General features: G+C 46.8%; 21 protein-coding genes and 1 tRNA gene. 16 read left to right on the plus strand and 6 right to left on the minus strand.

The window, feature by feature from the left end:
• Positions 1-92: 92 nt before the first annotated feature.
• From lpdA to BG260_RS09815, 8 genes are all read left to right on the plus strand, one after another.
• Positions 93-1517, plus strand: coding sequence for a dihydrolipoyl dehydrogenase (gene lpdA / locus BG260_RS09780; RefSeq protein WP_069132159.1), 1425 nt, complete (start codon positions 93-95; stop codon positions 1515-1517).
• Positions 1518-1724: 207 nt separating this feature from the next.
• Complete coding sequence (locus tag BG260_RS09785; RefSeq protein ID WP_069132161.1) at positions 1725-2432, plus strand: energy transducer TonB; 708 nt, start codon at positions 1725-1727, stop codon at positions 2430-2432.
• A gap of 66 nt (positions 2433-2498) precedes the next feature.
• Positions 2499-3251: a lipoyl(octanoyl) transferase LipB gene (gene lipB, locus BG260_RS09790; protein WP_069132163.1), complete on the plus strand. Its 753-nt coding sequence runs from the start codon at positions 2499-2501 to the stop codon at positions 3249-3251.
• Positions 3252-3269: 18 nt separating this feature from the next.
• Positions 3270-4148, plus strand: coding sequence for a lipoyl synthase (gene lipA, locus BG260_RS09795; RefSeq protein WP_083750235.1), 879 nt, complete (start codon positions 3270-3272; stop codon positions 4146-4148).
• 67 nt (positions 4149-4215) lie between these two features.
• Positions 4216-4911, plus strand: coding sequence for a glycerol-3-phosphate 1-O-acyltransferase PlsY (gene plsY, locus BG260_RS09800; protein ID WP_069132165.1), 696 nt, complete (start codon positions 4216-4218; stop codon positions 4909-4911).
• Positions 4908-5918, plus strand: coding sequence for an NAD(P)H-dependent glycerol-3-phosphate dehydrogenase (locus BG260_RS09805; protein WP_069132168.1), 1011 nt, complete (start codon positions 4908-4910; stop codon positions 5916-5918). The genes plsY and BG260_RS09805 overlap by 4 nt, the downstream gene beginning before the upstream one ends.
• Before the next feature lie 56 nt (positions 5919-5974).
• Entirely contained in the window at positions 5975-6652 is a 678-nt protein-coding gene (locus BG260_RS09810) for an AlbA family DNA-binding domain-containing protein (RefSeq protein ID WP_083750236.1), read from the plus strand.
• 19 nt (positions 6653-6671) lie between these two features.
• A complete protein-coding gene (locus tag BG260_RS09815) occupies positions 6672-7118 on the plus strand; it encodes a HesB/IscA family protein (protein WP_069132170.1) in 447 nt (148 codons plus the stop codon).
• Between the two features lie 147 nt (positions 7119-7265).
• Here BG260_RS09815 and hslO read toward each other — a convergent pair whose 3' ends face one another.
• The 3 genes from hslO to BG260_RS09830 form a co-directional block, all read right to left on the minus strand.
• A complete protein-coding gene (gene hslO, locus BG260_RS09820) occupies positions 7266-8171 on the minus strand; it encodes an Hsp33 family molecular chaperone HslO (RefSeq protein WP_069132171.1) in 906 nt (301 codons plus the stop codon).
• 72 nt (positions 8172-8243) lie between these two features.
• The gene (locus BG260_RS09825) at positions 8244-9068 is read right to left on the minus strand and encodes a DUF6159 family protein (RefSeq protein WP_069132173.1); all 825 of its coding nucleotides are present in this window, start codon (positions 9066-9068) and stop codon (positions 8244-8246) included.
• Positions 9069-9176: 108 nt separating this feature from the next.
• Positions 9177-10349: a Glu/Leu/Phe/Val family dehydrogenase gene (locus tag BG260_RS09830; RefSeq protein WP_245683944.1), complete on the minus strand. Its 1173-nt coding sequence runs from the start codon at positions 10347-10349 to the stop codon at positions 9177-9179.
• A gap of 339 nt (positions 10350-10688) precedes the next feature.
• On the opposite strand from BG260_RS09830, the gene recJ reads away from it, so the two are divergent.
• The 3 genes from recJ to BG260_RS09845 all read left to right on the plus strand — a co-directional run bounded on the left by recJ (position 10689) and on the right by BG260_RS09845 (position 13277).
• Entirely contained in the window at positions 10689-12401 is a 1713-nt protein-coding gene (gene recJ / locus BG260_RS09835; RefSeq protein ID WP_083750237.1) for a single-stranded-DNA-specific exonuclease RecJ, read from the plus strand.
• Positions 12402-12483: 82 nt separating this feature from the next.
• Positions 12484-12556 (plus strand) — tRNA-Phe (locus BG260_RS09840).
• A 307-nt stretch (positions 12557-12863) separates the two neighbouring features.
• Complete coding sequence (locus BG260_RS09845) at positions 12864-13277, plus strand: response regulator (RefSeq protein WP_069132177.1); 414 nt, start codon at positions 12864-12866, stop codon at positions 13275-13277.
• Here BG260_RS09845 and BG260_RS09850 read toward each other — a convergent pair.
• From BG260_RS09850 to BG260_RS09860, 3 genes are read right to left on the minus strand one after another with little or no spacing between them, the layout of a single operon-like run.
• Positions 13261-14262: a YhdH/YhfP family quinone oxidoreductase gene (locus tag BG260_RS09850; RefSeq protein ID WP_069132216.1), complete on the minus strand. Its 1002-nt coding sequence runs from the start codon at positions 14260-14262 to the stop codon at positions 13261-13263. The genes BG260_RS09845 and BG260_RS09850 overlap by 17 nt on opposite strands.
• Positions 14263-14264: 2 nt before the next feature.
• Entirely contained in the window at positions 14265-15635 is a 1371-nt protein-coding gene (locus BG260_RS09855) for an aldehyde dehydrogenase (RefSeq protein WP_069132179.1), read from the minus strand.
• Between the two features lies 1 nt (position 15636).
• Complete coding sequence (locus BG260_RS09860) at positions 15637-16464, minus strand: SDR family NAD(P)-dependent oxidoreductase (protein WP_141691569.1); 828 nt, start codon at positions 16462-16464, stop codon at positions 15637-15639.
• Positions 16465-16711: 247 nt separating this feature from the next.
• Between BG260_RS09860 and BG260_RS09865 the strand changes: the two genes are divergently transcribed.
• The 5 genes from BG260_RS09865 to hemL all read left to right on the plus strand — a co-directional run bounded on the left by BG260_RS09865 (position 16712) and on the right by hemL (position 23049).
• Positions 16712-18370, plus strand: a complete 1659-nt coding sequence (locus tag BG260_RS09865; RefSeq protein ID WP_069132219.1) for a M28 family peptidase — start codon at positions 16712-16714, stop codon at positions 18368-18370.
• Positions 18371-18607: 237 nt separating this feature from the next.
• The gene (locus tag BG260_RS09870; RefSeq protein WP_069132221.1) at positions 18608-19477 is read left to right on the plus strand and encodes a ChaN family lipoprotein; all 870 of its coding nucleotides are present in this window, start codon (positions 18608-18610) and stop codon (positions 19475-19477) included.
• Between the two features lie 27 nt (positions 19478-19504).
• On the plus strand, positions 19505-20491 hold the full coding sequence (gene hemB, locus BG260_RS09875) for a porphobilinogen synthase (RefSeq protein WP_069132181.1): 987 nt from the start codon (positions 19505-19507) through the stop codon (positions 20489-20491).
• A gap of 173 nt (positions 20492-20664) precedes the next feature.
• On the plus strand, positions 20665-21555 hold the full coding sequence (gene htpX / locus BG260_RS09880; RefSeq protein ID WP_069132183.1) for a protease HtpX: 891 nt from the start codon (positions 20665-20667) through the stop codon (positions 21553-21555).
• Positions 21556-21744: 189 nt separating this feature from the next.
• Positions 21745-23049 (plus strand): glutamate-1-semialdehyde 2,1-aminomutase, encoded by a 1305-nt coding sequence (gene hemL / locus BG260_RS09885; protein WP_069132185.1) that lies wholly within the window; start codon positions 21745-21747, stop codon positions 23047-23049.
• Positions 23050-23293 lie beyond the last annotated feature (244 nt).

Below are 23293 nucleotides of genomic sequence, written 5' to 3' on the forward strand. Positions count from 1 at the left end.
AGGTATTCAAGCAGCGGGGCCTAACTTTAGCTAAATAAATAAAACAGCCCGGCCCTGCAATAACTTTTGAAATCAATAAGATCTTAAACGACATGGCAAAAGAATTTGACGTTTGTGTAATCGGCAGTGGCCCCGGGGGATATGTAGCTGCCATTCGCGCATCTCAACTGGGTTTTAAAACTGCAATTGTAGAGAAGAGATTTTTGGGTGGCGTTTGCCTGAACATCGGTTGTATTCCAACCAAAGCGCTCCTTCGGTCTGCTGAAGTGATCGAAACGGTATCTCATGCATCCGACTACGGAGTAGATGTGAAAGAGTTCTCTCCAAACTTTGAGAATATCATTAAGCGCAGCCGAGGCGTTGCCGACAAAATGAGCAAGGGTGTTCAGTTTTTGATGAAAGCCAATAAAATTGAAGTTCTGAACGGAACCGGTGTCTTTAAATCCGGCAAGGAGCTGGCTATTCAGGATGAGAAAGGAAAAGAGCAGGAAACTGTAAAGGCGAAACATTTTATTATCGCGACAGGAGCTCGTCCGCGTCAGCTTCCTAACCTGGAAATTGACGGCAAGATGATCATCGACTCCGAAAAAGCGATGCAGCTCGACAAGCAGCCCAAAAAAATGGTTATTGTCGGTGCCGGAGCCATCGGTGTTGAGTTCGCTTACTTCTATAACTCCATCGGTACGGAAGTGACCCTGGTAGAACTGCAGAAAACACTCGTTCCTGTTGAAGACAAAGATGTTGGAAAAGAGCTGGGCAAACTGTACAAGAAGAAAGGAATAAACGTGCTTACTGAAAGCTCCGTTGAGAAAGTGGAGAAGAAAGGCAAGGGCGTAAAAGTTACAATTAAAACCAAGAAAGGAACCGAAGAGGTAGAAGCCGATGTGGTTCTTTCCGCGGTGGGTGTAACCGGTAATGTAGAAAACATCGGGCTGGAAAAAGCAGGTGTAAAAACGGAGAAGGGCGCCATCAAAGTGGACAAGAGCACGTATCAAACCGACGCTGAAGGAATTTATGCTATCGGTGATGTGATTGGAGCTCCATGGCTGGCTCATAAAGCTTCACACGAAGCAACGGTTTGTGTGGAGCAGCTGGCCGGAGAAAAACCACATCCAATCAACTACAACAATATTCCGGGCTGTACTTATTGCGAGCCGCAAATTGCATCTGTCGGTTTGACCGAGGAGCAGGCGAAAGAGGAAGGTTACGACGTAATGGTCGGAAAATTCCCATTCTCGGCCAGCGGCAAGGCTACAGGACTCGGCCACGAAGAAGGTTTTGTGAAGGTCGTTTTTGATGCTAAATACGGCGAATGGCTCGGCTGTCACATGATCGGTTCGCACGTAACAGAACTGATTGCTGAAGCCGTTGTAGCTCGCGATCTCGAAACTACGGGTCACGAAATTATCAGCGCGGTTCACCCACACCCAACCATGAGTGAAGCGGTGATGGAAGCTGTGGCTGAGGCATACGGCGAAGGGGTTCACCTGGGATCAAAGCCAAAGAAGAAAAAATAGGACGCTGAATAAGCGGCTTAACGTTTATCTATTTTGAAAAGGCAGGTTTAACGACCTGCCTTTTTTGTTTTTAATTCTATTTAGGATAAAAAGGTAGTTTTTTATGAAAACTACACATCTTCTTAATAATTGGACGCTAAGTTAAATATAGAGAGGTATAAAAGGATCATATAAAAGAGTTATGAGCACATTAATGAGAGGTTTAACATGGAAACAAAGAAAAGAAGACCCGGCCCAAGAAGAATAAAAAAAGAGGGTTCAGACCTGCGAGACTATTACACCATCCTGTGGGAAACAGGGCTTGTTCTAACACTTTTGATTTTCATCATCCTGTTTAGAATTGATTTTATGCCGCAGCAGGAAGATGATCACTACGTAGTTGAAACTCAGGAAGAGGTGGTGATGGAGGAGATCGTGCAAACCAGGCAGCAGGAGACCGTACCCCCACCACCCCGCCCGCCGGTACCCGTTGAAGTTCCAAATGATGAGATTATTGAGGATATAGAAATAGATATCGATGCAGAGCTGGATCTGTTTACGGAATCCAGGCTGCCGCCCCCACCGCCCCCATCAGCGGATGATGCTGCCGAAGATGAGGAGGAAGAGGATTTCTTTGTATTTGTAGAGGAGATGCCCCAATTGAAAGGAGATCTGGCAAAACTTCAGGCAGAAATTGAATACCCGGAATTGGCCCGAAGAGCTCAAATCGAAGGCAGAGTTCATATACAATTTGTGGTAAATGAACAGGGGCAGGTTGAGGATCCCCAAGTGATTCGCGGTATAGGAGGCGGATGCGATGAAGAAGCACTGCGCGTTGTGAAACTTGCAGAATTTACGCCGGGACTCCAGCGGGGCAAACCGGTTCGGGTTCAATATTCATTGCCAATTTATTTTAAACTCAGAGAAAAAAACTGATCGTTTGGTGTGTGAATCATTAGCCGGAGAGATTAATTAAGCAGATTTTTAATTATCTTTCCGGCTATGATGAAGTACATCGATGTTTACGATTTAGGATATCAATCATACCGTCCCGTCTGGGATTTGCAAAAGCAACTTCAGCACGGATTAATCACACAAAAACGGAAGATTCGTGACGGATTTCTGAATGAGTATCAAACCAACGACATGCTCCTTTTTGTGGAGCATCCTCACGTCTATACGCTGGGAAAAAGCGGCGACTCCTCTCACCTTCTCAAGGCTATCGAAGAACTTTCACAAATTGAAGCGGAGTATATCGAAATTGACCGGGGCGGCGATATCACCTATCACGGACCGGGACAGATTGTTGGTTATCCGATTCTTGACCTTGACCGCCATTTTACCGACATCCACAAATATTTGCGACTCCTGGAGGAGGTGATCATCCGAACCTGCTCAGATTTTGGTGTTGAAGCAGGCAGAATTGACGGGTTGACCGGTGTTTGGGTTGATCAGAAAAAGATCTGCGCAATGGGTATTCGCTGCTCGCGCTGGGTTACCATGCACGGTTTTGCCTTCAACATAAATTCAGATCTTTCCTATTTCGATCACATTGTACCGTGCGGAATTAATGATAAATCAGTAACCAGTTTATCTGAATTAAAAGGTAGTGATCTGGAGCTCAGCGATGTAAAAGAGTGTTTGCTCAAACACTTCGCAGAGATCTTTGAAGTTATACCCAAAGTGAAAGATCAAAAACCTGAACCCGAACAACAATTTTCTTACCTTACGTCTCTTAAATCGAAAGCCGAATAGCGGCAGAATGAATGTGTTATGATTAAAGAACTTGAAATTATTGACAAAGAAGGACCCTCCAAGCGCAGACCCGATTGGCTGCGTGTAAAACTTCCGTCCGGGGAGAAATTTAAGGAGGTGTCTCAAACCATTCGCGACAACAATCTGAATACGGTTTGCTCTGAAGCAAGATGCCCCAATATGGGTGAGTGCTGGGGAGCCGGTACCGCTACATTTATGATTTTAGGCGATGTTTGTACGCGCTCCTGTTCATTCTGCGCAGTAAAAACCGGACGCCCGGTTCAAGGGCTTGACTGGGATGAGCCGCGACGGGTTGCCGATGCAGCCGCAAAGATGAAATTGAAGCACGTGGTACTCACATCCGTAAACCGTGATGAGCGAAAAGATGGCGGTGCGCCTATTTTTGCTGAGTGTCATAAAGTTCTTCGGGATACCATTGAAGGAGTAACCATCGAATCGCTGATTCCGGACTTTCGCGGAGTGTGGGATGCCCTTCAGATTGTGATTGATACCCCGCCGGACGTGTTGAGCCACAACCTGGAAACAGTTCCTCGTTTATACAGAACGGTTCGTCCGCAGGCTAAATATGAGCGCTCCCTGGAGCTGTTGAAACGGGTAAGAGCGCAAGGTGTTCGCTCCAAAACCGGTATTATGGTTGGACTGGGCGAAACACGTGAAGAGGTAATCGAATTGATGCAAGACTGCGTGGACCACGATGTAGATGTACTTACCATCGGGCAGTATATGCAGCCAACCAAGATGCACCATCCGGTTGTGGAGTGGGTTCACCCCGATCAGTTTGCTGAATACAAAGAGATCGGTGAGGAGCTGGGACTTGAGCATGTAGAGAGCGGTCCGCTTGTGAGGTCATCTTATCACGCTGAGCGGCACGTGTAACTGCTACCTGGCTCGGCTTAGACTGTTACTGCTACATTCAACCTCTGAAAAATAGGAACCGCTTCCGATGCTATCTATCATAATTGTACTGATTCTCTGCTACTTGATTGGGTCTATCCCGAGCTCTCTCTGGATGGGTAAGATCTTCTATAAGGTTGATATCAGGGAGCATGGAAGCGGAAACGCCGGTGCTACCAATACTTTTCGAATTTTAGGCTGGAAAGCCGGGACCATCGTTCTTCTTTTTGATTTTGGCAAGGGGCTGCTTGCAACGGCGGTCATCAGTCAGCTTGCCTATAGTATTGGCGATGGCCCGATTACGTTTTATGAAAAGTGGGATGTCAACTCAATGCTGCTGATCCTCTCCGGACTTGCGGCGGTAGTGGGTCACATGTTCCCGCTCTATGCGAATTTTAAAGGAGGTAAAGGAGCGGCCACCGCTTGCGGAATGCTTTATGGAATTGAACCGGTTTCCATCAGTATATCGCTTGCAATATTTTTGATCTTGATGTTCTCAACCCGGTATGTTTCTGTTGGGTCTATCTTTGCCTCACTCCTCTATCCGTTTTCGCAGTTAACTCTTCGGTATGGATTTGATTTTGATATTGATGGGAGCATTATCCTGTTCAGCAGCGCATTGGCGCTTGGCATTATCATCAAGCACAAAGGAAATATTAAACGCCTGTTAAACGGTACAGAAAATAGAATTAAATCATTTAAACCATCGGGCGGAAGATTGAATAAAGAGGAGTCGTCAGCGTGAAAAAGATTAGCATAATAGGTGCGGGTAGTTTTGGTACGGCATTGGCCGTTGTTTTAAAGGATAAGGATGTTGATGTATCTATCTGGGCCAGAGAGAAAGAGGTTGTGGATGGTATAAACGAGAGTGGATACAATCCATCGTACCTGACCGATATTGAGCTGCCCAAGAATTTACGTGCCACACATTCACTAAAGGAGGCTGTAGATCATGCTGAAATGATCGTTTTTGCAACACCTTCACACGCTTTGAGGGAGGTGGCAGGAAAAATTAAGCCGTTACTTGGCGGAAAAGAGATTATCGTAAGTATTGCCAAGGGGATCGAAAAAAATACCCTGATGACCCCCTCACAGATTTTAGTTGATGTTCTGGACGAAGCGGTGTTGGAAGATCAGATTGGCGTGCTCACCGGCCCGAGTCACGCAGAAGAGGTGGCACTGCTAAAGCCGACAACCGTTGTGTCTGCCGCCTACTCAAAACGAGTGGCCCGCATTATTCAGGAGACCTTTATGACCTCACGATTTCGGGTCTATTTAAATAATGACATCATAGGTGTGGAAATTGGCGGTGCGCTTAAAAATATCATGGCCATTGCAGCCGGTATTGTAGATGGTGCTGAGCTGGGTGATAACGCCAAAGCTGCATTAATGACCCGCGGGCTCCATGAAATGAAGCGAATGGGAGCAGTACTTGGAGCATCGATGGATACATTTTCCGGATTGACCGGAATGGGTGATCTTATTGTTACCTGCACAAGTAAGCACAGCCGTAACCGATTTGTAGGTTATAGCATCGGGCAGGGTAAAAAACTCGATGAAATTAAAGCCGGTATGAATATGGTTGCAGAGGGTGTGAAAACTGCGGAGTCTGTATGCCAGTGGTCTCAGGAAAACGGCGTGGAGATGCCAATTACCGAAGCGGTTTATAAAGTACTGTTTAAAAATATACCTCCGGCGCAGATGGTGGAAGAGTTGATGACACGAAATCCGAAAGAGGAAAAAATGATTTAAACATTCTGCCGTTCTGTTCGTTGAAAAACTGTTATACCCCAAAAGTGCATAGTATTATGAAATTGCCAAACGGTGAGATTGTCATATCTGACATGAACCCTTCCGATCTTCGAAACCTGATTCAGACCGGCGAGGGAACCTATCTCGAATTCAAAAAAACGGTACCCACTCCGGCAAAAATTGCGCGCGAAATAGCTGCATTCGCAAATACATCGGGCGGAACTATTTTAATTGGAGTGCAGGATGATAAACAGATAACGGGAATTCGCTCCTTTTTTGAAGAGGAGTTCCTACTGCAGGAAGCGGCCCAAAAACTTTGTGTTCCGGCTGTTGAGCTGCAAATTGAACTCGTACATCTGTCCGACGCCGATGTAATAGTGGTGCGGGTCCCGGAGTCGAAGAAAAAACCTGTATATCTGAAGGGAAAGAAGAAACGCCGGGTTTTTGTTCGCTTTCAGGATGAAAGCACACTGGCAAGTGACGAACAGACTGAGATTTTGAAACAGCAGTATTCAGAATCAGGTGTTACGTTTGAGTATGGAAAACATGAACAGATGCTGTTCCGTTATTTGAATGAATACGGTGAGATCAGTGTTCAGAAGTTTTCAGAATTGATTAATGTAACAAGCTATCGTGCGTCCAAAATTCTTGTTAATTTGGTGAGTGCCGGAATTCTGAAACTGTTCAGGAAATCGGAAAAGGATTATTTTACGTTTTCAAATCCTGTGAAGTAACTGAAAAATTATTCTATCTATGGCTATCGAAGATGAAAATTTAGACGACGTTATTGCATCTCTGATTGATGAAGAGCCTGAAGAAGAGCTCAGCGCTGAAGAGAAGTTTCGCCGGGAATTTGAAAAGCAGGCGAGCGGCAATGATCTTCAGCTTACAGAACGGGCAGCAAAGCAGGTTCGTAAAATCAAGCAGGATGAAAATCTGGATGAAGAGCTCTATCTGCGCGTAGCGGTAGAAGGAGGCGGATGCTCCGGGTTAAGCTATAAGCTGGGATTTGATATTCGGACGGATGAAGATGTAATTGTAAACACTCAAGGCCTGGAAGTTGTTGTGAAGTCCGATCACATGTTATATCTGGATGGTGTTATCATCGACTACCCTGATGGGCTGGATGCGCGAGGCTTTACATTCGATAACCCTAATGCCAGCGAAGCGTGCGGCTGTGGGTCATCTTTTGCAGTTTAGTAAGATTTTATACGTTATATGGATCAACGACGGTATGAATGACCTCTGTTAGCTTCATTCATGTTGAAAGCCGGCAACGGATTAAACCGGCTTCAGGATTTTATTGATTCCCCTCACATTGCCATCGGCGAGAACTACAGAGGAAGCTCAATTCATTTTCGCTTTTGCATTCTCCGCCAGCTCGGCAATTTCCTCTTTGCTGATTTCAACTTTAGACCCGCAGTAGTTACAAACCACTTCCTGGCTCTCATCCTTCATCTCTTTAAGCTCTTCATAACCAAGCATAGAGAGAGCGTTTTTGAAACGCTTGGGTGAACAACGGCAGAAAAAGTGAACAGGCTGCCGATCCAACTCTTTAACGGCATACGGTTTTGTTGCCACCTTCATGATATCGTCTATATAATAGTCGTTCTCAAGCAGTTCACTCAAAGGTGGAAGGTCGGTGAGTGTTTTCTGAAGTTTCTCAACCGTTGTTTCATCCGCTTCGGGCAGACGCTGCAAAAGTACCCCACCGGCATGTTTTACGGTGCCGTCGTCGAACAGGCTCACATCAAGCAGAAAGGCGGAAAGGACCTGCTCGGATTGCGCCATGTAATGGGCAATGTCTGAATTGATATCGCCGTTAACCAAAGCGATGGAGCTCCGGCGCGGCTCTGCCTCATTATAGAGGGTTTTTGTGACGGTGAGAACTCCATTTCCTAAACCATCAGAAATGGTTGTTTCCGGGTTGGTATAATCCAGTTCGGCGGAAGGATTTGCAGAGTAGCCGCGCACCTCTCCCACTCTATTCGCTTCGGCTGTCAACATCCCGACCGGTCCATCCCCGTCAACTCTGATCTGAATACGCTCTTCACCTTTCAATTCTGATGCAAGCAGCATGGCGGATGTCAATGTTTTGCCAAGCAGTACCGTATTGAGCAGAGACAAATTGTGGTTTTTCTGTGCTGTGCGAACAACATCCGTCGTTTTAACCACGCTTATTTTAAATTGCCCGTCCGGGTCGATTCCCTTAATTAAACGATCCTTGAACTTAAACTTCTTTTTCAGTGACATATAGATAATACTTCAATATTGGATTGGGATGATTCTAATGCAGAACAGTAAACGATTCGCCTGACGCGGATATTATCTCACCGCCCGATCGATCTGGCTCTGTGTGAAGGAGCCGGGCAGGCGCTGTTCACGCACATAAAGATACAGAGTTGCCATGAAAATAGATTGAAGAATCCACTGTAAAATTCCCAGTGTGAGTCCAAAGAGGATTAATATGGTGAGGGCAATCAGAATGAAGATATCACCCAGCAAAAAAAGCGGTATGGTAACAATGGCGGCACCCATGAGCAGTGCAGTAAAGATGAGGCCGAAACTGAAGTGACCAATGAGCTGCTCTCCCCACGATTTTTTCAACATGCCTGCAGACTCTTTCAGCGCTTCAATCGGCCCTTTTTGTTCCACGATGAGAACCGGAATGACCATAAAGCTGGTTACGGTCCAGCTAAGCCCAATGAGGCCGGCTACAATTTTACCAACCCAATCCGATTGATTTTCAATGGTGTTGATGATCAACCCAACGGTTGCCGCGATGGCTGTCCATCCAAGAATGTGGCCAATACGGTCCCGCAACTGTTGAAAAACGTCACCAAATGTGGGCTGTTCACCTTTTATATGTTTGATGGCATACAGCACAGCACCTGAATTGAAAAAGATCATCACAAAGTAGGTGAGCAGGTAGAACATGAAAATGGTGATAAACATCATCGCCTCGGGAAGAGCGTCCAAAAAGCCAAAAATATTCAAGCCCTGCTGAAATACGATCGGTACAATAAAAGTGAGTCCGATGGCCAAAGTGCAGATTCCTGAGAAAATTGGAAAGAGGAGCATTTTTTTGTCTTCCAACAGAATGAGAAGAGAGCTCTTCATCAAAGACCAGGTTGCGGAAAATCGATTCATAAGGATGGAATAGATTTTAAGTTCAGAATAATCTGACTCTTTCCCATAAAAAAAGCAACCCGATTTTCACCGGGCTGCTCAGTTGAATAGTCAGGGTTGTGTACAATGTTATGATCGCTCTCTCAGGTACTGCTCACCCTTCCGGTTGGAAAAATGGCTTTTTGAGGAGTAGATCGTTCCAACTTTACCTACGTCTTCAATTCTCTTTTTGGCAAGAGCGTTTGATGCGGCAATGGTTGGGATACTGTTCTCTTCCGCGTAATCAAAGATATCGAGGACGGTATCATAAATGCGTGAAGCTTTGTTCATAGCCAGGTTTTCGTTGTAACCTTCCAGCTCACTGGCCACATTAATCAATCCGCCCGCGTTGATAACATAATCGGGTGCGTAGAGAATTCCTTTTTTAATCAATTCATTCCCGTGTTTGTCTTCATCATCCAGGATGTTGTTGGCCCCGCCGGCCACAATGTCGCACTTCAGGTAGTTGATGGTATCGTCGTTCACCACACCGCCCAGTGCACAGGGACTTAAAATATCCACGTCGAGAGTGTAAATGTCGTCCGGTTTTACCATGGTGGCCCCGGTAGCCTCGGCCAGCTGCCTGGCTTTATCTTCAAATATATCGGTTACAAAAAGTTCTGCATTCTCTTTACTGATGTGATGGGCAAGGTGAGACGCCACAGAACCTGCACCCTGTATGGCTATTCGCTTTCCCTCGAGCGAGTCGCTGCCATAGGCTCGTTTTGCGGATGCCTTGATTCCCATATATACCCCGTAAGCCGTAACAGGAGAAGGGTTACCGCTTCCGCCCATCTCTTTGGGTATACCGGTTACAAATTTAGTTTCAGAGAAGATCCACTCCATCTCCTTCTCGGTCATTCCCACATCCTCAGCCGTGATGTAGCGGCCGCCGAGACCATCCACAAAACGCCCAAATGCGCGGAACATCGGTTCGGTTTTCTGGGTTTGTGCATCCCCGATAATCACTGCCTTCCCTCCACCGAGGTTCAACCCGGAAATGGCCGATTTGTAGGTCATTCCCCGCGAGAGGCGCAGTACGTCGCGAATGGCCTCCGCTTCGGATTTATAATCCCACATACGGGTTCCGCCTAAAGCCGGGCCTAGAGTAGTATCGTGGATTGCAATAATTGCTTTAAGGCCGGCCTCGGGTCGCGAGCAGAAAACAATCTGCTCATGTTCGAGGTTGTTCAACTCACCAAAAAGTTCAAAATCGTTGTGTGTGTCGCTCTCTTTATCAAGCATATTCTTCAAATCATTCATAACTACAGTTTTTTAAAATTCGAGTCGGATACCATCCGATTGGAAACGCTTCCAATTTAATATTTTTCGGGCAGAATTGACAGTTTCGGTACCTGCAAAATTGAGTTGCGCTTTTTTCATGCCGCTGTAAATTTAAGATTATTTACGAACAGGTTATGAAGAAAACGGATAAACTTTTCCACTCAGATGCTTTGATTGGTACACAATTTCTGCTCTGCATTTCTTATAATAGAATATTAAGCTTTTGTTAAAGTTATTACTGTGTGATAAAACACAGTTTGGCACTGACGGGGTGACACTCCTTTGCCTCTTAAATGAGAATAAAACAGGAAACAAATCATGGCATACCGATGGGTCTATTCGGAACCCGAAAGGGAGGAGTCTGTCCGCCTATTACAGCAGCAGCTAAACGTACCTGAAGAGATTGCCCGGCTTCTGGCAATTCGGGGTATTGAGAGTTTTGATGATGCAAAATCGTTCTTCAGGCCGGAGAGTCAAAAGCTTCACGATCCTTTTTTGATGAAGGATATGGAGCCGGGAGCGAGCCGCCTGGCTGAAGCGATCTGTAATCACCAAAAAGTGCTAATCTATGGGGATTACGACGTAGACGGAACAACTGCAGTTAGCATTCTATACACCTTTCTCAGGAGTTTTGGCATTGATGTCCACTACTATATCCCGCACAGGTTTAAAGAGGGGTACGGTATCAACCCGGATGGAATAAAACACGCCATTGATATTAATGCCGACCTGATTGTGTCGGTTGACTGTGGTATCACTGCGGTAAAAGAGGCAAAAGTTGCCAAAGAGAACGGCATCGACCTTATTATCTGCGACCACCACACCGTAGGGGATGAAATACCCGATGCGGTAGCCGTACTCGATCCAAAACGCCCCGACTGCAACTATCCGTTTGACGGACTGTCCGGCGCGGGAGTTGGCTTTAAGCTGGTTCAGGGAACGGTATCTAAACTCGGCTTACCCAAAACACTGCCCAACCAGTTCCTGGATCTTGTGGCCATCTCCATTGCATCAGACATTGTTCCCATTGTTGAGGAGAACCGCTACCTGATGCGCCGTGGACTTAAGATGATTAATTCGGAGCCGCGCCTCGGCATCAAAGCACTATTAAACAGAATTAAGATACCTCCGGGATCCGTCAGTACATCCAGCATTGTCTTTTCAATTGGTCCGCGAATTAACGCTGCCGGGCGTATGGGAGATGCCACAGCAGCCGTGGAACTGATGATTTCGGAAGATGAAACAAAAGCTGACAAATACGCAGCTGAGCTGGAAAAGATAAACATCCGGCGACGAACCACCGATAGTGAAACGATGGAGCAGGCGGTAGATATGCTCGAGAATAACTACAATGTGGAGAATTTATCCACCATGGTTTTGCACCATCCGGAGTGGCACCTCGGTGTAATTGGGATTGTGGCATCGCGCCTTGTAGACGCCTACTACCGCCCTACAATTATGCTCAGTACGGTTGAGGGGAAAATCAAAGGCTCAGCACGATCTATTAAAGGGTTTAATATTTACAACGCATTGAAAAAGTGTGAGGATCTGCTTGAGCAGTTTGGCGGCCACGAATTTGCCGCCGGCCTGACAATGGATGCGGACAATCTGGATGAATTCAGAAAGCGGATGAACTCGATCGGGTTTCAGAAATTGTCGGACAACGACTTTCTGCCGGAGCTGCAGATCGATGCAAATCTTAATCTGGAGCACGTTGGGCCTAAGTTTTGGAAGCTGCTCTCACAATTTGAACCGTTCGGGCCCGGAAATATGCGGCCGGTATTTGTTTCAAAAGATGTTTGTATAGAGGGTGTTCCAAGCATTGTGGGGAACGGCCATTTGAAATTCAAAGTGCGTCAGAACGGTTCTGCGATTTTAGATGCCATCGGGTTCAACATGCACGAATACCTGCCGATGCTCCGTAAATGCGATTCCGGACAGATGGACGTGGCTTATGTGCTTGAAGAGAATTACTGGAATGGAAAGCGATCCATACAGATGCGCCTGAAAGACATCAAAGTGCACAATTAATCACTTTAAAAATATTTGACGAAAATAGAGAATCGGTTTTGAGGATAGGTTTAAAAGCTCTTATATTTGGAGTCTTCCGAGAGGGACTGTAGCTCAGTCGGTAGAGCAACGGACTGAAAATCCGTGTGTCGGCGGTTCGATTCCGCCCGGTCCCACTCTCAAGTAAAGCCTTGCAGCGCATAGTGATATGATGCTGTGAGGCTTTTTTGTTTTGATGGATTCTTGTCTTGCCCTACATCCGGCTCAACAACAAATCGGATTTTTATTTTCCACCCGTCTCATAAAAAGGGTTCAATGACTAATTTTCTTGTGTGCTCGAAACGAATCCATTTTCAAATGAGCCGACAGAAATTCTAACAGTCGGGATAAGTATGGCCCAAACAAATGTTAAAACTTTTTAATATTAAAAGAAGTTAATATATTATGGCTGTATCAATTCACCACTCTTATGCTTAGGTGCTCATGAAGACAAAGAAATCGAAAGGTTCAGTACTGGTTGTTGAGGATGACATGCTTCTCTCTCTAGTTGAGACAAGAATCATCGAAAAACTTGGTTACACCGTGATAGGAAAGGCTACGTCGGGAGAAGCTGCAGTGAAAAAGGTGAAATCACTGAATCCTGATGTAATTGTGATGGATATAGGCCTGAATGGTGAGATGAACGGAATTGATGCCAGTCGTAAAATCCGGGCATTTGCTGACACTCCCATTATTTTTCTTTCCGGAGATTCGAATCGAGAGTCGATCAAAGACGCCAAAAAGGCCGGAAACAGCGAGTATCTGATTAAGCCGATCAAGGCAGACGACATCATGAATCCACTGAAGCGCGCCGTAAAGGTTAGAAAAGAGTCCAGAAGAATTAGTCAGGCAAGCTAACCAACACGGTACCTACCTGTTTGCCATTATCTATTTTTTCAATCTCTCCGGGCAGGTTGGTCAACTTAACTTCTCTGCAGATCAGCTCCAGAAAACGGGGTTTCCAGTCTGTAGCCAGAAGGTTCCAGATTCGAAGTCGGTCACTCATAAGGGCGATTCCGGAATCGATACCCATCAGAGATACACCGCGCAAAATAAATGGAAAGACATTGGTATGGAACTCGTGGCCAAGCACATTTCCGCAGCAGGTTACCACGCCGTTGTGTTCGGTCTGACGAATGACGGCATCAAGCATTTCACCCCCAACGGTTTCAACAGATGCAGACCATTTGGCGCTTAACATCGGTCGATTGGGTACATCGGTAATTTGATTGCGATGGATGACCTTTCCGGCACCGAGAGTTTTCAGAAAGTCGGTCTGATCCAACTTTCCGGTAGCCGCAACAACACGGTATCCAAGCTGACTCAATAACCCTACGGCAAATGAGCCGACTCCGCCGGTGGCTCCGGTCACAAGCAGTTCACCGCTATAAGGAGGTACACCTTGTTTGACAATTTTTTCCACACCGATGGCAGCGGTTAAACCCGATGTTCCGATAATCATGCTCTCTTTGAGGGTCAGGCCGTTCGGCAGCGGTACAATCCAGTTGCCCGGAACAGAGATAAATTGGCCAAAACCGCCGGGTGTATTCATGCCAAGATCATAACTTGTGACAATCACTTTATCACCTGCTCGGTATCGCTCATCCCTGCTTTTCACAACAATTCCGGCGGCATCAATTCCGGGAGTAAATGGGTAGGATTTGGTTACGTCCTTGTTTCCATTTGCGGATAGTGCATCCTTATAGTTCAAGGAGGAGTATTTTACGTTGATCATCACGTCATGATCCGGCAGATCGGAAGTGGCAATTTGTTCCACAGATTGAACAAAACGCCCATCTTTCTCATGAGCAACTAACGCGGTATATCTCTCCGGAATATCCATGCTCATCGGATAAACAATTTTTTAATCCATTTCAGTTTATTACTGTCCAGGGGCGGATAGCGAAAATCGGGATCGGGCCAGGTCGGTTTTTTGAGAATGGACTTCTCTCTTGAAAAAGCGTCAAAACTTCTTTTTCCGTGATAGGATCCCATGCCGCTCAAGCCAACACCTCCAAATGGCAGACCGGGATTGCCCAGGTGACTGATGGTTTCGTTAATGCATCCCCCTCCGAACGATACATTCTGAATGATCATCTCTTCCACCTCCCGGCTTTCGGTAAAAAGATAGAGTGCGAGGGGCGATGGCCGAGAGTTCAGCCTGTGTTGAACCTCATCCATAGAGTTATACGTGACGATGGGAAGCAGCGGACCGAAAATCTCCTCCTGCATGATATCGGAGTCCCAATCGGCATCAATCAGTGTGGGCTCAATAAAGCGATTGTCTCTGTTTGAGGTACCGCCAAACAGTACGTCACTATGGTCCAGTAAGCGAATTAATCGGTCAAAGTGGTCGAGATTAATAATCTGTGTGTAATTTTGTCCGGTGAGGTAGTCATTACGGTAAAATTCAGAGAGAACGATTTTTCCCTGTTCTATAAACGACTCTTTTACTGACTCATGAATCAAAACAAAATCGGGTGCCACACAGATCTGGCCGGCATTCATTGTTTTGCCCCACCAGATGCGTTTCGCGGAGACCTCCATGTTGGCGTCCGAATGGACAATGGCGGGACTTTTTCCACCCAGCTCGAGCGTTACAGGGATAAGCTGTTCCGCGGCTGCTTTCATGACAATTTTGCCGACACGTGTACTGCCGGTGAAGAAGATTTTATCAAATGGCAGCGAGAGCAGTTGTTGAGTCTCTTCAACAGCTCCTTCTACAACCGCAAGTAAGTTTTTAGAAAAATATTTCTCAATCAGATCGTTGACTAGTGCTGAGGTATTTTTGGCAAGTTCTGAGGGTTTAAGCACAGCATTGTTGCCGGCGGATAAGGCACCGATCAGAGGCATGAACAGAAGGTGAACTGGATAGTTCCAAGCCCCGATGATAAGTACTGTGCCAAAAGGTTCTCTGTAAACAGAACCGGAGGATGGAAACGTAAAGATGGAATTCCTTACCTGTTCAGGCTTAGCCCATCGACTTAAATTCTTCAGGTGAAAATCGATTTCATGAACAACGGTGGCAATTTCCGTCAGATATGCTTCAATATAAGGTTTGCCGAAATCTTCGGCGATGGATCCGCAAATCTTCTCTTCATTATCGGTGAGAAGATTACGCAGATTTTTTAGAGCCGCTTTACGTTTTTCAACCGGGCGGTTAATTTGGTCTTGAGATGCCTTTATTTGGTACTGAACCAGTTCCTCTATAGTCATGCTAATTTTTGGATTTTGCCTTTCGTCCCTTGAATGAATCCATCGATTTATAGACACCAAGCAGATTACCTGCTACCCAGTCAAATAATTTATATGGAAGAAGAGCCTTGAGCAGCGGCACGAATTTAACCAAAAACGGTGCCCGGATGGTTCGTTTTTGTTTGGCTATCCCCTGCAGCATTAAATCTACAATCTGATCTGTTTCAAGCAGCGGGACCAGAAAGGGCGCTTTTACACCGTCGAACATACCGGTTTTGATGTAGCTTGGAATCACCGTTGTTACCCCCACTCCGGTTTTTAGTTTTTCCATCTCGAGTCGCAGCGATTCACTCCACCCGATCACCGCCCACTTGCTGGCGGCATAAACACTCATTCGCGGGTTACCGATATAGCCGGAGGCTGATGCGAGATTCACAATTTGCCCGGTTCCGCGATCAATCATCTCATGTAAAAATGCCCGAGCCACCCACATGCTGCCGATGGTGTTAATCTGAACACTTTTTTCAATTTCACTGAACGAGTGCTCATGAAACATTTTGCCCACCACAATCCCGGCACAGTTCACGATGATGTTTGGAACGAGCTGCTCTTTGATGTAGTGGTCGGCTTCGAACTGGATCGCCTCGCGGTCGGTTACGTCCACACCCGAGATGTGAACCTCGGCAAGGCTCTGTAATTGATCCCGGATTTCCCTCAGATCTTCAGGGTTTCGATCCCAGAGAATCAGTTTTACATCGGCAATTGCGGCCACTTTTTCGGCAAATCGTTTCCCGATTCCACTGGCTGCTCCGGTAATTAAGATGGTTTTATGGTCGTAGAAATTTATCATATCACTCAAATCATACGAAAAAAGGGTACGGCAGAAAAATTCATTTCACCGAATTGTAAAATCACGCTTTAAAATCCTACATTTAGCAACAATTGAAAGCAACGGATAGGTAAAATTTTTTACAGAAATGAGATTGATGTGTTGAGTAAATCTCCCCTTGAGGGGAGTGTCTGCGTCAGCGGGCGAGGGGTGTCAAATTCCTATCCCATGAAATTTCCACAATACTCTAAATAAACTAATGAACATTATGAACCGGTATCTACTCTATTTCGCACCTATTATTACACTATTTGCAATTTCCTGCGGTGAATCTTCAGTGGATCAAGCTGCTCAATCAATCACAGCAGAATCGCTGATGAGTCATATTGAGGTGATCTCTTCGGATGAGTTTGAAGGACGAGCACCTGCAACCCGGGGTGAAGATCTGACCGTGGATTATCTGATTGAAACGATGGAAGGGATGGGGATTGCACCCGGAATGGATGATGGTTCATTCACACAGAAGGTGCCGCTCCTTGGCCAACAGGTGGATGGAAGCAGCGCCGTAATGAACATCCGAAGAAACGGGCAGGTTGCACAGCAGTTGGATTATAGAACTGAATTTATGGCGTGGCCGAGCAATGAGGCCGAACGCGTGCAGCTCCGTAATGCCGAGTTGCTCTATGTTGGCTACGGTATTCAGGCTCCGGAATTTGAGTGGGACGATTACAAAGGCGCTGATGTGGAAGGGAAGGTGCTGGTGTTTAAAAACAGTGATCCTTCAAATGATCCTGAAATTTTTGAGGGAGATTCCCGCCTCTACTACGGACGCTGGAGCTATAAATTTGAAAAAGCTGAAGAGATGGGGGCGTTGGGTGCCATCATTATTCATACCACGCCCACTGCCGGCTATGGATGGTCTGTTATTGAGAATAGCTGGGGAAGAGAGCGGTTTGCACTGAAGGGTGAAGAGGATGCCGGATCAAAGCCTGAGTTTAACGGCTGGATGACGGAAGAGCAGAGTGAGTATCTGTTCGATCAGGCCGGGTTGAGTTTGAATGAGCAGCTTGATGCTGCAGAAAACAGAAATTTTGAACCGGTTCTTCTTTCCGGTGTGACCCTGGATGTGAATCTGAGTGCCGCATATAGTGATATGTCCACCAGAAATGTGCTGGGGCAAATCAAAGGGAGTGATCCGGATCTGGCTGATGAATATGTTGTGTTCACCGCACACTACGATCACCTTGGAATCACCACGCCGGTAGATGGAGACTCCATCAACAACGGAGCACTGGACAACGCGGCCGGCGTTAGTGCCGTATTGGAAATGGCAAAAGCATACAAAGAGATCGAACCGGAAATGCGCAGAAGTGCACTGTTCCTTTTTGTCGGAGCTGAAGAGATGGGGCTGCTCGGTTCACTCTATTGGTCGCAAAATCCAACGGTTCACCCCGGTAAAATTACAGCCAACTTCAACATGGACGGCATGCAGGTGTACGGAGAAACCGAGGATGTTGTGTTGGTAGGTTATGGTAGAAATACCATCACAGATGTTATCAAACAGTATGCAGAACAGGGCGGACGCGTAGTTAAGCCGGATCCTAATCCGGAGCAGGGCTTCTTCTATCGGTCGGATCACTTCTCACTGGCACGAGTCGGTATCCCCGCTATTTTCCCGAATCCGGGACGCGACTACGTGAATAAGCCGGAGGATTTTATCGAAAAAGTGGATAGCCTCAGCGCTGTGAACTACCACTCTGTGGGGGATGAGATCAATGAGTACTGGGATCTCTCAGGTATGGAGAAGGATGTACGTCTCTTTTTCCGGTCGAGCTTTCACATACTCAATGCAGATGAGATGATGTTGTGGGAAGAAGGCGATGAATTTCAGGCAATTCGGGAAGAGATGCTGATGCAGGCACCCTGATTCTTAATAGCGGCTTCATGTTAAAGTATTAATATGAAAACGATTAGAAGCGGTACTTCTCAGCCTGTAGCGGCTCAATGAAGGGTGTCGGGGAGTTTTAATGGCACCTGGAACTATGGGTTTGCGGTGGCTCAGGACAGTAACAGGGTCCGAAACCGGATGATAGCCCGGGCGGCGTCTGCTTCTGTTAAACTCTGCAATGGGTAGAGCGGTGTGAACTAAATGATCTCAATTACGATGAAAAAATTTCAGCTTATTTCTCTTGTTCTGATTTCAGGACTTCTGTTCGCAGGTTTTGCCGAATCGAACAAACCGGCCTACCTGATCTACAGCAAGAACGGCAATGTGGTGTCGTATCAAAGCATTTTGGTTCAATCCAAAAACAGCGATCTTACCTTTTTTGGGGAGCTTCATAACAATGCGATTGCCCACTGGCTTCAGCTTGAGCTCCTGATGGATCTTCAAAAGGATACCACCGCCGCAACGTCTGTCGGTTTCGAGATGTTTGAAGCCGATCAGCAAATACTTGTTGATGAGTACCTGAATGCGAACATCAGCCAGTCCAGTTTTGAGAGTGAAGCCCGGCTCTGGAACAACTACTCCACCGATTATAAGCCCGTGCTGGAGTTTGCCCGAGAGAATAATCTGAACGTTGTTGCCACCAATATACCAAGGCGATACGCTTCGAGTGTATATCGCAACGGGCTGGAAGCTCTCGATAATTTGACAGATGAAGCAAAACAGTGGATGATGCCGCTGCCGGTAGAGGTGGATACGGAGTTACCGGGGTATCAGAATATGCTGGATATGGCGCAGGGACACGGTGGGATGAATCTTGTTTATTCGCAAGCCGTAAAGGATGCAACGATGTCACATTTCATCCTGAAAAACCTGGATGAAAACGGCCGAATGCTCCACCTTAATGGATCCTATCACTCCAATAACTACGAAGGAATTGTTTGGTATGTGAAGCGAGACCGTCCGGAGCTGCGAGTTTTGACCATCAACACAGTTGTAGTGGATGATGTGCATGACGTTGAGAGTGAAATGCTTGAGGCTGCCGATTTCACGATTGTGGTTCCGGCTACCATGACTACAACCTATTAATACGTTAATCAAACCAAAGATTTCTACATGAGCTTTTCAGAATTTCCCTATTCACGTCCGCGCAGACTGAGATCCACAGCCAATCTGAGGCGTATGGTTTCTGAGAATCATTTAAGCGTGAATGATTTTATCGCACCGCTATTTGTGATGGAGGGCCAAAACCAAAAAGCGGAAATTCCCTCCATGCCGGATTACTACCGCTTTACGCTCGACCTGTTGGTGAAGGAGGTGGAGGAAATTCAGCAGTTAGGAATTCCCGCAGTTCTCCTGTTTGCAAAAGTGCCGGATGACAAAAAAGATAATGAGGGTACTGAAGCACTGGACCCAAACGGGCTGATGCAGAAATCGGTACGAACCATTAAAGAGCAGTTTCCTGACATGGTGGTGATGACGGACGTGGCGATGGACCCCTACTCCAGCTATGGTCACGACGGCGTGGTTGAGGATGGAAAAATTGTGAACGACAAAAGCGTCGATATTCTGGCAAAAATGGCGGTGAGCCATGCCGAGGCCGGCGCAGATTTTGTGGCACCTTCCGATATGATGGACGGCCGAGTTCTGCTGATGCGTGAGGCGCTGGAGGAGGCCGGTTTTCCCGATACAGGAATTATGGCATACAGTGCCAAGTACGCCTCCAGCTACTACGGCCCCTTTCGCGATGCACTCGATTCAGCACCCGGTTTTGGAGATAAAAAGACGTACCAAATGGACCCGGCAAACGTTACAGAGGCTGTGAAAGAGGCCATCACAGATGAGCAGGAGGGTGCCGACATCATTATGGTAAAACCCGGGCTACCCTATCTGGATGTTGTTCGAGCGGTGAAAGAAGCCGTACATTTGCCGGTGTCCGTTTATAACGTTTCCGGTGAGTATGCCATGATAAAGGCCGCGGCTGAAAAAGGGTGGCTCAACGAAGAAGAGGCAATGATGGAGGCACTGATTGGCTTTAAGCGAGCCGGCGCCGACCTGATCGCAACCTACTTCGCGAAAGATGCAGCACGAATTTTAAAGTAGTCCCCCTTCGAAGGGGAAAACGATGAACTCCTGAATGTTTCAGGGGTTCATCGAGGGGGATGTTGCTCAGATTTTTGGTTTAGCAAAAAGTTTTTGTTGAAAGCTGAGCTCCTAACAACCCCCTTTGCTAAACAAAGAATATTATTAACAACACAAGTAACGAAACTTAAAAGATGAAAAGAGTACTATTATTTTTAGCGACAAACCTGGCGATCATTGTGGTGGCCAGTATTACCCTTTCGATCCTCGGTGTAGGCTCATTTTTGGATGAAACCGGAACGAATCTAAACCTTCAGGATCTGCTGATCTTCTGTTTTGTGTTCGGGATGGCGGGATCATTTATCTCCCTGCTACTCTCCAAGAAGATGGCCAAATGGACCATGAAGGTGAAGATTATCGATCAGCCTCAAAACTCACAGGAAGAGTGGCTGGTCAGAACGGTTGAAAGCCAGGCCCGCGAAGCCGGTATCGGAATGCCCGAAGTGGGCATCTTCCAGGCGCAGCAGGCCAACGCATTTGCCACCGGAGCCAACCGCAACAAAGCCCTGATAGCGGTGAGCAGCGGTATGATGCAGCGGTTCAACCGCGACGAGATCGAAGCGGTACTGGGACACGAAGTGGGACACGTTGCCAACGGCGATATGATAACTCTGGCGCTTATTCAGGGTGTGGTAAACACCTTTGTGATGTTCCTCGCACGGGTGATCGGTTTTGTTGTAGACCGTGTGGTTCTGAAGAACGAGCGCGGCCTCGGAATCGGCTACTTTGTAACTACCATAGTGGCAGAAATTGTACTGGCTATCCTGGCTTCCACAATTGTATTCTGGTTCTCCCGTCGTCGTGAGTTTCGTGCGGATGAAGCCGGAGCCCGACTGGGCAGCCGCCAGGGGATGATTGGCGCCCTGCAGCGGTTGAAAGCGGAGTCGCAGGTACCCAACCAGCTTCCGGAATCGATGCAGGCGTTTGGCATCACCGGTGGTAAAAAGAGTGGATTGAAGGCACTTTTTATGACACATCCGCCGCTCGAAGACCGTATCGCCGCACTGCAAAACATGAGCGATTAATTAAGGTTTGGGCAACGATATCCCCTCCTTTCTAAGGAGGGAGTAAGGGGAGGTTGTTCAATATAAGTTGCTGGACGTACTGTTTATGTCCTTTCATTTTTTAGTGAATTTCTACCACCCCCAAACCCCCTCCTAAATAGGAGGGGAGCTTTTTTAGCTCCAATTCAAATAATACAAAGATTACAATCTATGCTACTGAACAAGAGCGAGTTTCTATTTAAACAGGCACAGAAATTTATTCCGGGCGGGGTAAACTCCCCGGCGAGGGCATTTAAATCGGTTGGCGGTGTTCCCGTGTTTTTCAAAAAAGCGAAGGGTTCCATCATCACAGATGAAGATGAAAATGAATATATCGACTACGTAGGCTCATGGGGGCCGATGATTCTCGGGCACGCCTATCCGCCTGTGATAAAAGCGGTGCAGGATGCATCGTTCAACTCTACGTCGTTTGGTGCTCCGACTGAGATTGAGATCAAGATGGCTGAACTGGTCCGCCGAATGGTTCCCAATGTGGATCGTGTTCGAATGGTAAATTCCGGAACCGAAGCGTGCATGAGTGCCGTCCGTGTTGCCCGAGGCTATACCGGAAAAGAGAAGATCATTAAGTTTGAAGGAAATTATCACGGCCATGGCGACTCGTTCCTGATCAAAGCGGGCAGCGGTGCGCTGACTCTTGGCAAACCGAGCAGCCCGGGAGTAACTGAAGGAACGGCGAAGGACACGCTCAACGCCAACTACAACGACCTGGACAGTGTTGAAAAATTGCTGAAGAAGAATAAAGACAATGTGGCTGCCATCATTGTGGAACCGGTTGCCGGTAATATGGGATGTATTCCCCCTCAGCCCGGATTTTTGGAAGGTTTACGCGAGCTGTGTGATGAGCACGAAACGGTTCTTATATTTGATGAAGTGATGACCGGTTTTCGCCTGGCCCGCGGCGGTGCACAGGAGCGGTTTGATGTGTGGGCTGATCTGATCACTTACGGTAAAATTATCGGTGGCGGGCTGCCGGTGGGAGCCTTTGGCGGTAAAAAAGAGATCATGGATGTGATTGCTCCGGTTGGGGATGTCTATCAGGCGGGAACCCTTTCCGGGAATCCGCTGGCGATGAGTGCGGGCTACGCACAACTCAGCGTTTTGGATAAGCAACCTGAAATCTACGTTGAGCTGGAAGAGAAGACCGAATATCTGAAACGACGATTAAAAGTAGTTCTGAATGAGCATGAGCTGGACTACTACATGAATCAGGTCGGGTCGATGATCAGCATTTTCTTCACACCTGAAGTTGTAACCGATTTCAAGACTGCAAATACCACGAATCAGGAGTTCTTCAAAGTGTTCTTTCACGAGATGTTGAAACGCGGGATCTATCTGCCACCCTCCCCGTTTGAAAGCTGGTTCCTGGCAAATACACTCAGCTACAATATGCTGGATGACACCGTTCAGGCTGCAGACGAAGCGATGGGTATTGCGAAATTGAAAGCAGTGAAGTAGTCTAAAAGCAGTGAGTAAAAAATAATTGCTATCAAAACCCTGAAAGGGTGCCACATCAATAGCCCCGGGTGCAACCCGGGGAACAATAGGCATAGCCACCATCCGCCGAACAGAGAGAGTTATTTAAAACTCGAATCCAACAGAGGCGGAACCTCAAAACCGGTTTGTTTTAGGCAACGTGGCATTTTTATTCTGAGTTCAAAAAATATCTGTTGAAGTAATTGCTCTGTCTAGATCAGTAAAC

It is taken from the genome of Rhodohalobacter halophilus, assembly GCF_001715195.1.
GTDB classification, from domain to species: domain Bacteria; phylum Bacteroidota; class Rhodothermia; order Balneolales; family Balneolaceae; genus Rhodohalobacter; species Rhodohalobacter halophilus.

Excerpts from the sequence above, each read along its gene's own strand:
- BG260_RS09865 (WP_069132219.1), top strand. The coding sequence starts at position 16,712 with ATGAACCGGTATCTACTCTATTTCGCACCTATTATTACACTATTTGCA.
- BG260_RS09785 (WP_069132161.1), top strand. The coding sequence starts at position 1,725 with ATGGAAACAAAGAAAAGAAGACCCGGCCCAAGAAGAATAAAAAAAGAG.
- BG260_RS09870 (WP_069132221.1), top strand. The coding sequence starts at position 18,608 with ATGAAAAAATTTCAGCTTATTTCTCTTGTTCTGATTTCAGGACTTCTG.
- plsY (WP_069132165.1), top strand. The coding sequence starts at position 4,216 with ATGCTATCTATCATAATTGTACTGATTCTCTGCTACTTGATTGGGTCT.
- BG260_RS09830 (WP_245683944.1), bottom strand. The coding sequence starts at position 10,349 with ATGAATGATTTGAAGAATATGCTTGATAAAGAGAGCGACACACACAAC.
- lipA (WP_083750235.1), top strand. The coding sequence starts at position 3,270 with ATGATTAAAGAACTTGAAATTATTGACAAAGAAGGACCCTCCAAGCGC.
- BG260_RS09860 (WP_141691569.1), bottom strand. The coding sequence starts at position 16,464 with ATGATAAATTTCTACGACCATAAAACCATCTTAATTACCGGAGCAGCC.
- BG260_RS09850 (WP_069132216.1), bottom strand. The coding sequence starts at position 14,262 with ATGGATATTCCGGAGAGATATACCGCGTTAGTTGCTCATGAGAAAGAT.
- htpX (WP_069132183.1), top strand. The coding sequence starts at position 20,665 with ATGAAAAGAGTACTATTATTTTTAGCGACAAACCTGGCGATCATTGTG.
- hemL (WP_069132185.1), top strand. The coding sequence starts at position 21,745 with ATGCTACTGAACAAGAGCGAGTTTCTATTTAAACAGGCACAGAAATTT.
- hslO (WP_069132171.1), bottom strand. The coding sequence starts at position 8,171 with ATGTCACTGAAAAAGAAGTTTAAGTTCAAGGATCGTTTAATTAAGGGA.
- BG260_RS09810 (WP_083750236.1), top strand. The coding sequence starts at position 5,975 with ATGAAATTGCCAAACGGTGAGATTGTCATATCTGACATGAACCCTTCC.
- lpdA (WP_069132159.1), top strand. The coding sequence starts at position 93 with ATGGCAAAAGAATTTGACGTTTGTGTAATCGGCAGTGGCCCCGGGGGA.
- BG260_RS09845 (WP_069132177.1), top strand. The coding sequence starts at position 12,864 with ATGAAGACAAAGAAATCGAAAGGTTCAGTACTGGTTGTTGAGGATGAC.
- hemB (WP_069132181.1), top strand. The coding sequence starts at position 19,505 with ATGAGCTTTTCAGAATTTCCCTATTCACGTCCGCGCAGACTGAGATCC.
- BG260_RS09855 (WP_069132179.1), bottom strand. The coding sequence starts at position 15,635 with ATGACTATAGAGGAACTGGTTCAGTACCAAATAAAGGCATCTCAAGAC.
- BG260_RS09825 (WP_069132173.1), bottom strand. The coding sequence starts at position 9,068 with ATGAATCGATTTTCCGCAACCTGGTCTTTGATGAAGAGCTCTCTTCTC.
- lipB (WP_069132163.1), top strand. The coding sequence starts at position 2,499 with ATGATGAAGTACATCGATGTTTACGATTTAGGATATCAATCATACCGT.
- recJ (WP_083750237.1), top strand. The coding sequence starts at position 10,689 with ATGGCATACCGATGGGTCTATTCGGAACCCGAAAGGGAGGAGTCTGTC.
- BG260_RS09815 (WP_069132170.1), top strand. The coding sequence starts at position 6,672 with ATGGCTATCGAAGATGAAAATTTAGACGACGTTATTGCATCTCTGATT.